Origin of the sequence: Collimonas pratensis, from assembly GCF_001584185.1 — a bacterium.
GTDB lineage: Bacteria > Pseudomonadota > Gammaproteobacteria > Burkholderiales > Burkholderiaceae_D > Collimonas > Collimonas pratensis.
In genome coordinates this window covers 4,107,835-4,122,659 of sequence record NZ_CP013234.1, presented here as the reverse complement: position 1 = coordinate 4,122,659, position 14,825 = coordinate 4,107,835, and the positions used below count along the sequence as shown (strand labels likewise).

Genomic DNA, 14,825 nt, shown 5'->3' with positions numbered 1-14,825 from the left:
CATTCGTGCCGGATTTCGGTCCGCACCTATGTCATTTCGTATGTCACTAAATCGCTTATTTGGGCTAATTTCCCTATTGCTGATGCTGCTGTTCCTGACGCTCGCCGGCATCATTGTCGATGGCGAATGGAAGGTGTACCAACGCAGTACGGAAAGCATACCCGCGATCAGAAAACTGCACCTGGCGCTGCAGGTGGAAGAGAAGCTGATCGCCGAACGCGGGGTGAGTAATTTCCTGCTGCAGCAAGATTTTTCGGAAGACAGGGCAATGCACGGCAAGCTGGCGCCGGTGCGGGCCGCCAGCGATCGCTCGCTACGCAATCTGCGACAGGCTTTGCAGGAACGGCCCGGCCCTTGGCTGGCACCGGTGATGGCGGACCTGCTGCTGACAGAGCAGAGGCTGGCTGCGACGCGCACGGATATGGACGCGCTGGCGGCACGGCCAAAGGAGCAGCGCGATCCGGAAGCAGCCGCTGCCGCCATCGCCATGATCCCGAGTACCCTGGATACTTTTGCGCCGGTGGTCGCGGCTCTTTCCAGCATCGCCATCCAAGTGGATCAGCAGTTCCACGACGGTGTGGACAGCGCACAACTTGCCACCAATCTGCGCAATGTCGCCGGCCAGATGGTCTCTACCCTTACTGCACCAGTGGTCGCTCAACGACCGCTGACGGCGCAGGAAAGATACACATTCGCTAAACTCTCCGGGCAGGTCGATCAACTGTATGGCGTGATCGAAATGCAACTGCGCGCATATAGCCACAAGCCGGAGTTCAAAACAGCATTGCAGTCGATTCGTGAAGGTCCCCTGGGTGACGGGCTTGATCTTCTGACGAAGCTGTTTGTCATTGGACGCAGCTCAGGAGGCTATGACTTGACTCCGGACCAAATGATCGCCAGCTATGTGCCGAAGATGGCGGCGATTTCCCGCCTGCGCGATCTGATCGTCATGGACATGATTCGTGAGGCCGAGCAGCGTAACCTGAAGGCGCGTTATTTCTTGCTGGCGACCGTCGGCCTGGCAACTCTGGCCCTGGGAGTTTTTTTTCTGCTGCTGCGAGTGATACGGCGGCGTGTCCTCAGACCGATCCTCGAGGCTACCGATTTATTCGTTTCCCTGGCCAACGAGCGCTTGATTACCAGCATTCCGGCGCCGCGCTACGACGATGAAATCGGCGACATGATGCGCGCGATCCATGTATTGAAAGCGCACAGCCAAGAGAGAATTTGCCTTGGAAAAGAACGCGAAGAGATGATTGCGCAGTTGCAGGCCGCATCGGACACGGATTTCCTGACCGGGCTGCTGAACCGGCGTGCTTTTTTTGCACAAGGGGAGCAGCAATTCGGCATTGCCCAGCGTTATCGGCGGCAGCTGGCCTTGATCCTGATGGATGTTGATCATTTCAAGGCCGTCAACGATCAGCACGGCCATCTGGCTGGTGACCAGGTGCTCTGCAAAGTGGCTGAACTGAGCAGGCGCTGCCGGCGCAAGGTCGATTTGTTGGCGCGTTACGGCGGCGAAGAATTTTTGCTGCTGCTGCCTGAAATCGACCTGGAACAAGGGCGGGCCGTCGCGGAGAAGCTGCGCGTTGAGATCGGAGCCTGCGATTTCCAGCTGGATGACGGCGTCTCTCTCAGGATCAGCGCCAGTTTCGGCGTGGTCGCCTTTGAGCATGACGATACGCTGGAGAGCCTGATTGTGCGTGCCGACCAGGCCTTGTACAAAGCCAAGGACGGCGGCCGGAATAGAGTCATGGCCTTGCCGCGCGAGCCCGGGCAAGACGCCGGCGGCAGGGGGCAGGATGGCGAAGGCTGGGCGCGCGCCGACGAACCAGCAAAGCTGTCGGCGGTTTCCATTGAGAAATGAATCCGGCTTAGTTTGCTAGAATAGCGGGCTAATATCTGGAGACAGCATGCGTAAAATCGTTTTTGTTCTTACTCTAATACTCGCACTCACGCCATTCAGCTACGCGGCAACCCCTCAACAACAACTCAACGCACTATTCGATAGCGACTGGCAATGGAGCTTGCGCACTGCGCCGGAGATGGCGACCGCCGTCGGCGACAATCGCTATAACGATCGTTTGTCGGACGTTTCCCCGGCCGCCAGCCTGGCCGCCAACGCACATCAGGAGAAGATGCTGGCGCAAGCCGTGCGCATCGACCGCAGCAAGCTGAGCGGCCAGGATCTGCTTTCCTACGATCTATTCATCTACGAAAAGAAAAAAAATATCCAGGCCGCCGGTTTCTATCCCTACAATCCGTCGCCGCTGACGCAGTTGAGCGGCGTCCAGTTCGACTTTCCGCAACTGGTGGCGCAGACGCCGTTCAACGACGCCAAGGATTACCGCAATTATCTGGCGCGCCTGCGGGCGTTGCCGAAATACGTCGATGGCGTGATCGCGCAATTGCAACAGGGCGTCAAGTCCGGCTGGGTGGCGCCCAAGGTCACCATGAGCGTAGTGCCCGGACAGTTGCAGGAATTCGTCGCCAAGCTGGATAGCAGTCCTCTGGCCGCGCCGTTCAAGGATATGCCGGCATCGATTCCGGCGGCGCAGCGCGCGCAACTGGCACGCCAGGGGCAGCAACTGTTGCAGCAGGATATCGCGCCGGCTTTCCGCAAGCTTGATGCCTATGTCAGCAACACCTACCTGCCGGCCTGCCGCGATAGCATTGCCGCTTCCAGCCTGCCTGGCGGTCCGGCCTACTATGCCTACAAGGTCAGGGAAAACACCACCACCAGCATGACGCCGCAGGAAATCCACCAGATCGGCGTGCAGGAAGTGGCGCGCATCCAGGCCGAAATGAAGCTGGTGATGCAGCAGACCGGATTTACCGGCACGTTCGCGGAATTCATCACTTTCCTGAATACCGACCCGCGCTTTTATTTCACCAAGCGGGAAGACCTGCTGGCCGGCTACAAGGAGATCATCAAGACGTCATCGGCACAGTTGCCGCGCTTCTTTGCCGATATTCCCAAGGCGCCGGTCGATGTCAAAGCGGTGCCTGACGTTGGCGCGGAAAACCAGGCCGGCGCCTATTACGAACCGGGCACGCCTGACGGTTCGCGCCCGGGATATTTCTTCGCCAACCTGTCGAAGCTGGAGACACGGCCGAAATGGGAAATGGAAACCCTTACCCTGCACGAGTCCATACCTGGCCATCATCTGCAGACTGCGCGGGCGCAGGAAATCAAAGGCTTGCCGGCGTTCCGCCGCTTTGGCTGGTATGTCGCTTTCGGCGAGGGCTGGGCTTTGTATGCGGAAAGTCTGGGCGGTGAAATGGGTTTCTATACCGACCCCTACTCGAAATTCGGCCACCTCAACGATGAGCTGTTCCGCGCGGCGCGGCTGGTGGTGGATACCGGCATGCACGCACTCGGCTGGAGCCGCCAGCAAGCGATCGATTACATGAATGTGAACACCGCCAATCCGCCGCATGACAACCAGGTGGAAATCGACCGCTACATCGTCGATCCAGGCCAGGCGCTGGGTTACAAGATCGGCCAGTTGAAGATCAAGGCGTTGCGCGAAAAGGCGCAGATGGCATTGGGCGCCAAGTTCGATTTGCGGCGCTTCAATAATGCTGTGATCGACAACGGTGCGTTGCCGCTGGAGATGCTGGAGACGCAGATCGACGGCTGGATTGCGCAGCAGGCTTCGATCAAGTAATTACTACATCGGCCGCTCCGGGGACAAGCCGGACCGGCCGTGGCCGCCCTAAGCGTAACGCGCCGCCAGCAATTTCCCGATCCAGTCGACAAACACCTGCACCCGCGGCGACAGATGTTTGTTGTGGGCGTACACCACGGATATCGGTAGCGGCGGCGGTTTGAAATCCGGCAGCACTTCTTCCACTTCGCCGCTCGCCAGCCACTCTTCCAGGCCAAAGCGCGGCGCCTGTATCAACCCCAGCCCGGCGCTGCAACTGGCCAGGTAGGCATCGGAACTGGCCACTGAAATCAAGCCCGGCAGTTTCAGGAAACGCGGCTCGCCATCCTGCATGTATTCCCAGCCGAGATCACGGCCGGTGCGGCTGGAAAAAAAATTCACCACCCTGTGATGCTGCAGATCGCTCAAGGTTTGCGGTCTGCCGTAGCGCTCCAGATACGACCTGGCGCCGCAGTTGATCTGCTCCAGGCTGCCGATGCGGCGGCCGATCAGGCTGGAATCGCTGAGTGCGCCGACCCGCACCACGCAATCGACCGCTTCGCCGATCAGGTCGATAAAACGGTCGGTGGCGGTCAGCTTGAGCCGCAGCTGCGGATAGAGCGCGAAAAACTCCGGCAGCGCCGGAATCACCACCTGATGTGCCAGCCGCTCCGGCAGGTCGACCCGGACCACGCCGCGCGGCTGCAACTGTTCATGCTGGAACAGGGCGTCGACATCTTCGAATTCGGTTAATAATTGCGTGCAACGCTCGAGGTAAGTGACGCCTTCGTCGGTAAGTGTCACTTTGCGCGTGGTCCGCTGCAGCAGTCGCACACCCAGGTGCTTCTCCAGCGCCTGCACCGCATTGGTGACAGTCGCAGCCGGCAGATTCAGCTGTTCTGCTGCACGGCTGAAGCTGCCCAGCTCCGCCACTCTTGCAAAGACTTGCATGGTCTGGATGCGGTCCATTTTTCCCTCTTCCGTAACAAGGCGATTATTGGTAATTTTCGAATAAAGAAATCATTTTATGCCCATTTATTCGATAGCGGGAATGGACAATAATGGTTTCAAGGCAGCCGAACTCAGTCTTTTCTGTTCGCTGCACCTGGATAAATCAACCAAGGATTCAATATGAAAACCCAACAACTAGGCAGTACCGGTCCGCAATCCTCTGTCATCGGCCTCGGCTGCATGGGCATGTCCGACCTGTACGGGCCGGCGGATGAAACGGAAAGCATCGCCACCCTGCATGCAGCAATCGATGCCGGCATTACTTTGCTGGACACCGGCGATTTCTACGGCATGGGCCACAACGAAATGCTGATCCGGGAGGCGCTGCGTAGCCGCAAGCGTGATCAGGTTTTGCTGAGCGTTAAATTCGGCGCCATGCGCGATCCAGCCGGCGCCTGGATCGGCAGCGACGGCCGTCCCGAAGCGGTGAAGAATTTCCTGTCCTACACCTTGCGCCGGCTGGGTACCGACCACATCGATATCTACCGTCCGGCCCGCCTCGATCCGAACGTGCCGATCGAGGAAACCGTGGGCGCCATCGCCGATCTGGTGAAGGCCGGCTATGTGCGTCATATCGGCTTGTCTGAAGTGGGAGTACAAACCATACGGCGGGCGCAGGCAGTGCATCCGATTTCGGATCTGCAGATCGAATACTCGCTGGTCTCGCGCGGCATCGAAGCCGAGATTCTGCCCGTGTGCCGCGAACTGGGGATAGGCGTGACCGCTTACGGTGTACTGTCGCGCGGTCTGATCAGCGGTCACTGGAACAAGGACAAGACGCTGACGCCTGGTGATTTCCGCAGCCGCAGTCCGCGTTTCAGCGGCGACAACCTGGCGCATAACCTGTCTCTTCTGGATGCCTTGCGCGCCATCGCCGACAGCAAGCAGGCCACCGTGGCGCAGATTGCCATCGCCTGGGTGATGTCGCGCGGTAGCGACATCGTGCCCCTGGTTGGCGCCCGCCGTCGTGATCGTCTGGCTGAATCGCTGGGGGCAACCAATGTTCAATTGAGCGCCGACGATCTGGCGCGCATAGAAACCGCGCTGCCGGCCGGCGCTATCGCCGGCGAACGTTATGCGCCGGTGATGATGGCGCATCTGGATAGTGAACATCCGCACGCCGGGTAGGGGGGACCTGTGCCGACACGTGGCCCATGCACATAGAAGATCCTATGCACATCTACCGTCACGCGTGGGCAAAAAATTTGCCCGACCTGCGATTCACAATTTCAATTGCAGGAAATCGAGAAAGCAGCTGATGCGCCGCGCCAGCTGGGTATTGCGGTAATACACCGCGTGAATCTGCTGACGGTAGCCGTTGTTATAGGGTGCGAGGATGTCGATCAGGGTGCCGCGGGCGATATCTTCGCGCACCATGAACGCCGACAGGCAGGCGATTCCCAGGCCGTGCAGCGCCAACTGGCGTATGGTTTCGCCGCCGGACGCCAGCAGGGTGGGGTTGATGCCGAGCTGCTCATCCTGCTGGTGGCGCAAGGGCCAGATATTCAGCGATTCGGGCTGGGTGAAGCCGAGCAGCTGATGCTGTTTGAGCTCGTCGGCGTCGGCCGGTGTGCCATGCTGGCGCAGGTAGCCGGGGCTGGCGACGATGTGCAGCGCGCTCGCTCCCAGCCGGCGTGCATGCAGCATCGAGTCTTGCAAGGCGCCGTGGCGGATGGCGATATCGGTGCGCTGCTCCAGCAAATCGATGTTCTGGTCATTGCTGGTGAGTTCCAGCGTGATGTCAGGGTAATTGCTGCGGAATTCTGCGATGTGCGGCACGACGCAATGCAGCATGAATGGTGGCGACGCATCCACCCGCAGCCGTCCCGACGGCCTTTGGTGGCGCACCTGGATCGCTTCTTCTGCCTCTTCCATCGCAGTCACGATAGCGCGCGCCTTTTCCAGAAACAGATGGCCTTCTTCGGTCAGTTCCATGCGGCGCGTGGTGCGCGTCAGCAGCGATGTGGCCAGCTTCTGCTCCAGCCGCGACAGCGCGCGGCTCAGTCCCGAAGTGGTTTGACCCAACTGCTCGGCGGCGGCACTGAGCGTGCCGCAGTCAACCACTGCGATGAAGATCCGCAGATCGTCCGAATTGATATTCATCGGCCTTAATGTACTCCGCCGCCATGGCTGCCGAGATTGGCGGGCGCATCATCATCCATGCTGGCCAGCCCCTGCAGTATGCCGCAATCCTTGGCCGCCTGGGTTTTCTGGCATTGCTTGCGCAATTGCTTCAGCTGGGTCTGCAGCGCCTTCAGTTCCGCGATGCGGGCGGCAACGTGGTCGATATGGTGATCCAGCAAGGTATTTACTTCCGCGCAGTTGTCTTCCGGCAGGTCGCGGAATTGCAGCAGCCGGCGCACTTCGTCCAGCGTCATGTCGAGCGAGCGGCAATGGCGGATGAACTGCAGGCGCTCGATATGCGTCTGGCCGTACAAGCGGTAATTGTTTTGCGAGCGCGCCGCCAGCGGCAGCAGGCCTTCGCGTTCGTAATAGCGGATGGTTTCCACTGGGCAACCGGCATGCGTGGCCAGTTCGCCGATCTTGAGTGCAGTAGCCGTCATGGATCTGCTCCTTTTCCCGGTTATTTCGCGTAAATCCTTGACCTTATAGTAGCTACAGGGTTTTAAATATGCAAGGAGTATGCGATTTGCATCGACAAAACCAGCGTCAAGGAGAGCACCATGGCCAGTTGCCAGCATGAACATAGCGATCATCCCCACGATCATCATGACCATCACGGTCACCAGCATGGCCATGCCCACAGCCATGATCATGCACAGGCGGACGCCGGCCCGGCCGTCAGCCGCGCAGCCCTGGCCGATGGCGCGCACGAGGCCGTGTTCCTGATCCAGAAGATGGATTGCCCGACCGAGGAAAAGCTGATCCGCGACCGCTTCCGGCAGATAGCCGGCATCGAAGCCATGCAGTTCAACCTGATCCAGCGCGAGCTGACAGTCCAGCATCGTCTGCCCTCCATCGATACGCTGGTCGCCACCCTCAAGGCCCTGGATCTGGAGCCGGCGCTTAAATCGGATACGCTGACCGGCGCCGTCGGCCTTGCCGAAGGCCTGGGCGACGGCGCGTTCAAGATATCGCGCAAGAAATGGCTGCTGATGGCGATCTCCGGTATCACCGCGGTCGGTGCTGAAGTGGTGGTCTGGAGCGGCGGCCAGGATAGCTCGTGGCTGGTGATCGGCCTGGCGCTGGCCGCAATACTGACTGGCGGCCTCGATACGCTGAAGAAGGGCTGGATCGCGCTGCGCAATTTCTCGCTCAACATGAATTTCCTCATGTCGTTGGCGGTAATCGGCGCGGCAGTCATCGGCCAGTGGCCAGAAGCGGCGGTGGTGATTTTCCTGTTTGCGCTGGCGGAAATGATTGAAGCGCTATCGCTGGACCGCGCCCGCAACGCCATCAAGGGTTTGATGGCGATGGCGCCGGACATGGCGACGGTGCAAGGCGCCGACGGTGAATGGCGCGAAACAGCCACCGGCGAAGTCAGGCTGGCGGCGCTGATCCGCGTCAAGCCGGGCGCGCGCGTGCCGCTTGATGGCCTGGTGACGGAAGGACAAACCACCATCAACCAGGCGGCCATCACCGGCGAAAGCATGCCGGTCGCCAAGCAGGCCGGCGACCAGGTGTTTGCCGGCACCATCAACGAGCGCGGCGCGTTTGTCTACCAGGTCACCGCGCTGCAAGCCAATTCGACCCTGGCGCGCATCATCAAGAGCGTGCAGCAGGCCCAGGGCGAGCGCGCGCCGACCCAGCGCTTCGTCGACCAGTTCGCCCGCTATTACATTCCGGTGGTGGTCTTGGCGGCGATCCTGGTGGCGACCTTGCCGCCGCTGCTGGTGGGCGCGGCTTTCTATCCATGGCTGTACAAGGCGCTGGTGCTGCTGGTGATCGCCTGTCCGTGCGCACTGGTGATTTCCACCCCGGTAACTGTCGTCAGCGGCCTGGCGGCTGCGGCCAAGCACGGGATATTGATCAAGGGCGGGGTGTACCTGGAAATGGGGCGCAAGATCAAGGCCCTGGCGCTGGACAAGACCGGCACCCTGACCCAGGGCAAGCCACGGGTCACCGATGTGCAGCTGGTGCAGCCGGTGGCGGACGCCGATGGTCGCCTGTTGCGCCAGTTGCAGCGGCAGGCGGCCAGCCTGGCCGGTCGTTCCGATCATCCGGTATCGACCGCAGTGGTAGCGCATTGGCAGGCCGCTGAAAGCCTGCTGGAAGTCAGCGCTTTCGAAGCGCTGACCGGCCGTGGCGTGCAAGGCAAGATTGGCGGTGAACAGTTTTACCTGGGTAATCACCGGCTGGTGCATGAAATGAACATCTGCAGCCCGGCCCTGGAGGCGCGCCTGTCGGCGCTGGAGAGCGAAGGCAAGACCACCGTGGTGCTGTGCTCGGCGTCGCAGCCTTTGCTGATCCTGGCGGTGGCCGATACGTTGCGCGATACTGCGCCGCAAGCCGTGGCGGCGCTGCGCGCGATTGGCGTGGAAGCAGTGATGCTGACCGGCGACAATGCCCACACCGCGCAAGCCATCGCGGCCCAGGTCGGCATCAGTGATGCCCGCGGCGACCAGCTGCCGCAGGACAAGCTGGCAGCGATCAACGATCTGCGTACGCGCTTCGCCTGTGTCGGCATGGTGGGCGACGGCATCAACGATGCGCCGGCGCTGGCGCAAGCCGATATCGGCTTTGCCATGGGCGCGGCCGGCAGCGATACGGCGCTGGAAACCGCCGATGTGGCATTGATGGATGACGATCTGCGCAAGATTCCAGATTTTATCCGCCTCAGCAAAAAGACCTACGCCGTGCTGATGCAAAACATCACGCTGGCGCTCGGCATCAAGGCAATCTTCCTGGTGCTGGCGCTGAGCGGTGAGGCGACGTTGTGGATGGCGGTGTTCGCCGACATGGGCGCCAGCCTGCTGGTGGTGTTCAACGGTTTACGGCTGCTGCGGGCGTTACGCTGAGATAGGCGCTGCCGGAGCTCGCCGCCGTTATGGCAGCTCTTTCGAATCCGAGCAGCCGGTGAGCCACTCCCGGCCTTTCAGCATCAGGCACCAGTAGACCCAGGGCAGCACAGTGGTTTTCAGGAGCCAGTTAGTGCGGCGGGCGATGACCGGATCGAGCGGGAAGGTCGGCAGCAGCTTGCCGCCATAGCCGAATTCAGCCAGTATCGCCTTGCCCTTTTCTACCGTCAGCGGGCAGGCGCCATAGCCATCATAATGCGCGCTCAAGGGCTTTCCTGCGCAAGCAGCCAACAGGTTAACTGCCACCACCACGGCTTGCTTGCGGATTGCGGCAACCGTTTTGGCGTTGCCGGTAGAGCTGACGTCGCCCAGCGCAAATACATTGCGGTAACGGACATGGCGCAGCGTTGCCGGATCGACTTCGCACCAGCCGTCTAGATTGGCCAGCGGGCTGTTGCGGACGGCGTCGGGCGCTACCTGAGGCGGCACCACGTGCAGCATGTCGAACGATTTTTGCTGGCGCACGATATTGCCGGCGCCATCCTTGCCATCGAACCAAGCCAGCTTGCGCTCGCCGTCGACCTTGACCAGGTTCGATTCGAATACCAGTTGCGTGCGGTATTTCTTGACGTAGGACATCAGCGCCGGCACAAACGTGGCGACGCCGAACAAGACGGCGCCGGCATTGTGGAATTCAACCGCAATCTTGTCCAGCACGCCTTTGCGCAGCCAGTGGTCGCACGACAGATACATGGCCTTTTGCGGCGCACCGGCGCATTTGATCGGCATTGCCGGCTGGCAGAACAGGGCCTTGCCTTGTTTTAGCTGCGACACCAGTTGCCAGGTATACGGCGCCAGGTCATAGCGGTAGTTGGAGGTGACGCCATTGCACCCCAGGGTTTGCTCCAGGCCCTCGATCTTTTCCCAGGCCAGGCGCAGACCGGGGCAGACAATCAACTGCTGATAGGCAATCAGGCTGCCGTCATCGAGCCGCAGGCGATTATGGTCCGGCAGGAATTCCACCACCGAGCGCTGCAGCCATTGCGCGCGTTGCGGAATCACCGAGGCCATCGGCCGCACCGTTTTTTTCTGGGCGTAGGCGCCGGCGCCGACCAGGGTCCATGCCGGCTGGTAGTAGTGCTTGCTGGCGGGATCGATCATGGCGATCTGGATATTCGGCGCGCGCCGCAGCAAGCTGGCGGCGACGGCAATGCCGCCAGCGCCGGCGCCCACTATCACGACTTCAAATTGCCGGGGCTTGTCGTTCGCCGCCCCTCCGGGCAGTGCGAGGTTGCTGGTCTCGGCGGCATTCGCCAGGCGGAAGATATTGGTGGAGCGGTTGCCGGTGCGGCAAAAAGCCAGGATAGGCGGCGGCATGCTGACCAGCAGCCGGCGCAAGGCGGCGCCATGTTCCTTGCTGAGATGGGTGGCGTCTGCCGGCAGATAGCTGAATGCCAACCCTAGTCTTTCGCAGGCGGCGGCCAGTTTCGCGCTGGAGACGTGACGGCCGCCGTCTTCATTATCGGGGCGGTTGCAAATCACCGACTGGTAGCCGGCGGCGGCAATCTCGCACAACTCTTCCTCGTCGATCTGGCCGCTAGTTGAAAATAACTCGCTATGCTTGATGATTTTAAGATTCATAGGTGATGCTTTCATCTTCACGGCTGATTGGCACGGTTTGCCTGCACAAGGTCTGGCTGCTCGGGTCGACGGCTGATGCTGGCGGCGGATCGGGTATCGATACGCGACGCTATCGCCTTGGGTCGCAAATGTTTAAGATGACAAGGCAGAAGCACTCATCCTGTCCGGAGAACACGGATGGATTGGCGAATGCGGGGAATGGCCTTCTGTTTATCAAACCATGTAACAATTCGCGGTTACTGCGGGCGGCTCATGCGGGATTTAGTGCTCCTGTGAAATCTTTGGTTAGTTGCCTTATTGCTACTTATTTAATTGTTAATAATATAGAGATGGATTAAGCAATTGTCAATATTATATATATTTAAATATAGTTACCTATTGTTAAGTTTAAGGATGTGATTTGATGCCTACTCCTCAGGTAGAAGTGATTTTTGATCAGGGTACGTCGACATTCACCTATGTCGTCTACGAGGCGGCAGGCAGCGAATGCGCCATCGTCGATTCGGTGCTGGATTACGATCCGGTGGCTGGCCATACCTCGACCGCCGCCGCCGATCGCGTGATCGCATTCGTGCGCGCCAAGAATCTGAAAGTGCAATGGCTGCTGGAAACCCATGCACACGCCGACCACATTTCCGCGGCGCCCTATTTACGCCGGCAGCTAGGCGGCGCGATTGCCATCGGCGACCAGATCCGGGTAGTGCAGGGCGTGTTCAAAAAAGTGTTCAACCTGGAGTCGGAGTTCTTGCTGGACGGCGCCCAGTTTGACCATCTGTTTGCGGCAGACGAGATTTTCTATATCGGCAAGCTACGCGCGCAGGCGCTGCATGTACCCGGCCATACGCCGGCCGACATGGCTTATCTGGTGGAGCAGGAAACGGCGTTTGTCGGCGACACCTTGTTCATGCCGGACCTGGGCTCGGCACGCTGTGATTTTCCCGGTGGCAGCGCCAGCAGCCTGTATCGTTCGGTGCGCAGCTTATTGGCGCTGCCGCCGGCGACCCAGTTGTTTGTCTGCCACGATTATCCGCCGCCGGGACGCGAGCCGGCCCATGTCGCCACGGTGGCGGAGCAGTGTGCAAAAAATATCCATGTTCGCGACGGCATCAGCGAAAGCGAATTCATCGCGATGCGTACCAGGCGCGATGCCAGCCTCGGCTTGCCGACTTTGATGCTGCCGTCGATCCAGCTCAACATCTGCGCCGGGGTATTGCCGGCGCCGGAGAAGAACGGCGTCAGCTACCTCAAGATTCCCCTGAATCTAACGCTATAGGGTGTTCAGAAGGAGGAACCCGGCTGCTGCAGGAATAGCTGTTCTTCCGGCGTCGATGGCCGTTGCAGGATACGGTTGCGATGCGGAAAGCGGCCGAAGCGGGCGATGATGTCGCGATGGCGCACAGCCGACGACAGGTAGCCGGCAAAGCATTCCTTGTGGCTGGCGGGGACTTGATCGACCAGCGCGGCGTCCAGCGCCACCGCCTGCTCCTGGTCCGCCAGCAATTCTGAATGGGTCAGCGGCAGATGCAGGAAACTGCGTTCGATCGGGCGCAAGGTACGATAAAAATCGGGCTGCAAGCCGAGCCTGCAAAAACGGCGCGCCTGCGCATCGAAGGCGAACGAGCGTGGCGTACCGCGGTACATATTGCGGGGAAACTGGTCATGCAGGATCACCAGCGCCAGCACGCCTTGTGCGGTTGTTTCCCAGTTGGATAACTGCTTGTTTCCGGCTGCCAGCAATGTGCTTTCAAAGCGTTCCCTGATCTGCCGATCGACGGCCGGCTTCTTGCTCCACCACAGGCCCGATTGCTGACGGGCGACGACACTGTCGTCCGGATGGTCGCCGAACCAGAATTGCCTGATCGTCAAAATATCTTCCGTCATTCCGTCTCTCTCCGGTACCCCAGGCGTGCTCGCCTGGCGGGGTTTCTCCTGCGGCGCCAAGAGGCGGGGAAATACCGCTCAGCTGGATGCGCGCCGCGGCAGCACGTAGATCAGCAGGTCGCCGATGGTGACTTTTTGTCCGGCCACAATCTTGCAGGTCTTGCGCAATTCAACCTTGCCGTCGACCGACACCACGCCGCTGGCGACCAGCGCCTTGCCGGCGCCGCCGCTGTCGCAGACGCCGGTCAGCTTGAGCAGTTGATTGAGTTCGACGTAGTCGCTGTTGAGGCGTAGTTCCAGTTGTTGCATAGCATTCCGATGACGATGGTGATTAAAAATTTAAACGCTGGCGCTTTTTTGCAGCGCCAGTTGCGCCTGATCGAGCCAGGCGCCAAGATGGGCTAGCTGGTCGTGCTGGCTGTATGAGCAGCTTTCTTCCGAGAACAGACTGGCGCTCTCCAGCCGGCACAGGATATTTTCCGCCACCCCGGCAAAACGCGGCGGCAATGCCGACAGCAGGGCAGTCTGCGCGCGCCAGGTCCGGCATAGGGCGGCAATACCGGCTGGGGTGTTGTGCAGGGCGCCGACGGCGCCGCGCAGCAATTGAATGGCTTCTTGATGTGGCATGCTGATGAGTTGCGATGAGGGATTGAGGGAGCGCGCGTCTGAATTCAGCGCCCGGCAAGCCCGGCAAGCCGCGCTAGTCGGCTTTTGCCAGGCGCATCGATCAAAGCGTCTTCACTTCAAAGGTGTTGCAGGATTTGACTTCGCCGCTGCTGACGCCTTGCTTGAACCAGCGCACTCGCTGTGCCGAAGTGCCATGGGTGAACGAGTCCGGCACCACATAACCTTGTTCCTGTTTTTGCAGGGCGTCGTCACCGATGGCGGTGGCGGCGTTCAGCGCGCCTTCGACATCGCCTTGTTCCAGGATGCTGCGCGCCTGATTGGCATGGAAGGCCCAGACGCCGGCCAGGCAATCAGCCTGCAGCTCCAGCCGTACCGACATGGCATTGGCCTGAGCCTTCGACATCTGGCGCTCGGCATTGTTGACCTTGTCCATGATGCCCATCAGGTTCTGCACGTGGTGGCCGACTTCATGGGCGATCACGTAGGCCTGGGCGAATTCGCCTGAGACATGGAAGCGCTGCTGCATCAGCTGGTAGAAACTGAGGTCGATGTAGACAGTGCGGTCGCCCGGGCAGTAGAACGGTCCGGAAGCGGTCTGACCGGTGCCGCATGCGGTCCGGGTAGCATTGGTAAACAAGACCAGTTTGGGCGGCGGGTAAGTCTTGCCGTTGGCGCTGAAAATCTGGGTCCAGACATCTTCGGTGTCGGCCAGCACGGTCCTGACGAATTTCTTCTTTTGATCTTCGGGCTGGTTGCCGCGGTTGGCGGTGGGCGCTTGCTGTGATTGCGGTTGGCTGATCGGACCGCCGCCGCCGCTCAGCAGGCTGATGACGGTGGTCGGGCTGATACCGAAGAAGTATGAGGCGACCAGAGCAATCGCAATGGTCCCGAGGCCTATCGAGCGGCCGCCAAATCCGCCGCCACCGCCACCGCCGCCATCATCACGGCGGTCTTCGACGTTGTCACTTTCCCGGTTGCCTTCCCATTTCATGGTCGTTACCCCTGTTGAATTTGTTGTCCTGAATAGAAGGCAATT

13 protein-coding genes are annotated in these 14,825 nt (G+C 60.3%); 5 read left to right on the top strand and 8 right to left on the bottom strand.

Annotation, left to right across the window (positions count from 1 at the left end):
• The first annotated feature begins 40 nt into the window (after window positions 1–40).
• Window positions 41–1,867, top strand: coding sequence for a GGDEF domain-containing protein (locus CPter91_RS18310; protein ID WP_167595191.1), 1,827 nt, complete (start codon window positions 41–43; stop codon window positions 1,865–1,867).
• A 46-nt stretch (window positions 1,868–1,913) separates the two neighbouring features.
• Window positions 1,914–3,671 carry a DUF885 domain-containing protein gene (locus tag CPter91_RS18305; protein ID WP_082792981.1) on the top strand — a complete coding sequence of 586 codons (1,758 nt, stop codon included), beginning with the start codon at window positions 1,914–1,916 and terminating at the stop codon, window positions 3,669–3,671.
• A 48-nt stretch (window positions 3,672–3,719) separates the two neighbouring features.
• Here the strand turns inward: CPter91_RS18305 and CPter91_RS18300 are convergent, their stop codons facing one another.
• Window positions 3,720–4,619 carry a LysR family transcriptional regulator gene (locus CPter91_RS18300; RefSeq protein WP_061942680.1) on the bottom strand — a complete coding sequence of 300 codons (900 nt, stop codon included), beginning with the start codon at window positions 4,617–4,619 and terminating at the stop codon, window positions 3,720–3,722.
• 162 nt (window positions 4,620–4,781) lie between these two features.
• Between CPter91_RS18300 and CPter91_RS18295 the strand changes: the two genes are divergently transcribed.
• Window positions 4,782–5,789: an aldo/keto reductase gene (locus tag CPter91_RS18295; protein ID WP_061942678.1), complete on the top strand. Its 1,008-nt coding sequence runs from the start codon at window positions 4,782–4,784 to the stop codon at window positions 5,787–5,789.
• A gap of 93 nt (window positions 5,790–5,882) precedes the next feature.
• Here the strand turns inward: CPter91_RS18295 and CPter91_RS18290 are convergent, their stop codons facing one another.
• Both CPter91_RS18290 and cadR read right to left on the bottom strand, forming a co-directional pair.
• Window positions 5,883–6,764: a LysR family transcriptional regulator gene (locus CPter91_RS18290; protein WP_061942676.1), complete on the bottom strand. Its 882-nt coding sequence runs from the start codon at window positions 6,762–6,764 to the stop codon at window positions 5,883–5,885.
• A 5-nt stretch (window positions 6,765–6,769) separates the two neighbouring features.
• Window positions 6,770–7,225: a Cd(II)/Pb(II)-responsive transcriptional regulator gene (gene cadR / locus CPter91_RS18285; protein WP_061942674.1), complete on the bottom strand. Its 456-nt coding sequence runs from the start codon at window positions 7,223–7,225 to the stop codon at window positions 6,770–6,772.
• A gap of 120 nt (window positions 7,226–7,345) precedes the next feature.
• On the opposite strand from cadR, the gene CPter91_RS18280 reads away from it, so the two are divergent.
• The gene (locus CPter91_RS18280; RefSeq protein ID WP_061942672.1) at window positions 7,346–9,640 is read left to right on the top strand and encodes a heavy metal translocating P-type ATPase; all 2,295 of its coding nucleotides are present in this window, start codon (window positions 7,346–7,348) and stop codon (window positions 9,638–9,640) included.
• A gap of 27 nt (window positions 9,641–9,667) precedes the next feature.
• On the opposite strand, the gene CPter91_RS18275 is transcribed toward CPter91_RS18280, so the two are convergent.
• On the bottom strand, window positions 9,668–11,281 hold the full coding sequence (locus CPter91_RS18275) for a bifunctional protein tyrosine phosphatase family protein/NAD(P)/FAD-dependent oxidoreductase (protein ID WP_236905852.1): 1,614 nt from the start codon (window positions 11,279–11,281) through the stop codon (window positions 9,668–9,670).
• A gap of 403 nt (window positions 11,282–11,684) precedes the next feature.
• Here CPter91_RS18275 and CPter91_RS18270 point away from each other — a divergent pair, with 403 nt between their 5' ends.
• Window positions 11,685–12,554 (top strand): MBL fold metallo-hydrolase, encoded by an 870-nt coding sequence (locus CPter91_RS18270; RefSeq protein ID WP_061942670.1) that lies wholly within the window; start codon window positions 11,685–11,687, stop codon window positions 12,552–12,554.
• A 5-nt stretch (window positions 12,555–12,559) separates the two neighbouring features.
• Here the strand turns inward: CPter91_RS18270 and CPter91_RS18265 are convergent, their stop codons facing one another.
• The 4 genes from CPter91_RS18265 to ypfJ form a co-directional block, all read right to left on the bottom strand.
• On the bottom strand, window positions 12,560–13,162 hold the full coding sequence (locus tag CPter91_RS18265; RefSeq protein ID WP_061942669.1) for a DUF924 family protein: 603 nt from the start codon (window positions 13,160–13,162) through the stop codon (window positions 12,560–12,562).
• Window positions 13,163–13,240: 78 nt separating this feature from the next.
• Window positions 13,241–13,471 (bottom strand): RNA-binding S4 domain-containing protein, encoded by a 231-nt coding sequence (locus CPter91_RS18260; RefSeq protein WP_061942667.1) that lies wholly within the window; start codon window positions 13,469–13,471, stop codon window positions 13,241–13,243.
• A 30-nt stretch (window positions 13,472–13,501) separates the two neighbouring features.
• Complete coding sequence (locus CPter91_RS18255; protein WP_061942665.1) at window positions 13,502–13,789, bottom strand: hypothetical protein; 288 nt, start codon at window positions 13,787–13,789, stop codon at window positions 13,502–13,504.
• 100 nt (window positions 13,790–13,889) lie between these two features.
• Window positions 13,890–14,780, bottom strand: a complete 891-nt coding sequence (ypfJ, locus tag CPter91_RS18250) for a KPN_02809 family neutral zinc metallopeptidase (protein WP_061942663.1) — start codon at window positions 14,778–14,780, stop codon at window positions 13,890–13,892.
• Window positions 14,781–14,825 lie beyond the last annotated feature (45 nt).

Coding starts and splice junctions, on each gene's coding strand:
- CPter91_RS18310 (WP_167595191.1), top strand. CDS start 41: ATGTCACTAAATCGCTTATTTGGGCTAATTTCCCTATTGCTGATGCTG.
- CPter91_RS18305 (WP_082792981.1), top strand. CDS start 1,914: ATGCGTAAAATCGTTTTTGTTCTTACTCTAATACTCGCACTCACGCCA.
- CPter91_RS18300 (WP_061942680.1), bottom strand. CDS start 4,619: ATGGACCGCATCCAGACCATGCAAGTCTTTGCAAGAGTGGCGGAGCTG.
- CPter91_RS18295 (WP_061942678.1), top strand. CDS start 4,782: ATGAAAACCCAACAACTAGGCAGTACCGGTCCGCAATCCTCTGTCATC.
- CPter91_RS18290 (WP_061942676.1), bottom strand. CDS start 6,764: ATGAATATCAATTCGGACGATCTGCGGATCTTCATCGCAGTGGTTGAC.
- cadR (WP_061942674.1), bottom strand. CDS start 7,225: ATGACGGCTACTGCACTCAAGATCGGCGAACTGGCCACGCATGCCGGT.
- CPter91_RS18280 (WP_061942672.1), top strand. CDS start 7,346: ATGGCCAGTTGCCAGCATGAACATAGCGATCATCCCCACGATCATCAT.
- CPter91_RS18275 (WP_236905852.1), bottom strand. CDS start 11,281: ATGAATCTTAAAATCATCAAGCATAGCGAGTTATTTTCAACTAGCGGC.
- CPter91_RS18270 (WP_061942670.1), top strand. CDS start 11,685: ATGCCTACTCCTCAGGTAGAAGTGATTTTTGATCAGGGTACGTCGACA.
- CPter91_RS18265 (WP_061942669.1), bottom strand. CDS start 13,162: ATGACGGAAGATATTTTGACGATCAGGCAATTCTGGTTCGGCGACCAT.
- CPter91_RS18260 (WP_061942667.1), bottom strand. CDS start 13,471: ATGCAACAACTGGAACTACGCCTCAACAGCGACTACGTCGAACTCAAT.
- CPter91_RS18255 (WP_061942665.1), bottom strand. CDS start 13,789: ATGCCACATCAAGAAGCCATTCAATTGCTGCGCGGCGCCGTCGGCGCC.
- ypfJ (WP_061942663.1), bottom strand. CDS start 14,780: ATGAAATGGGAAGGCAACCGGGAAAGTGACAACGTCGAAGACCGCCGT.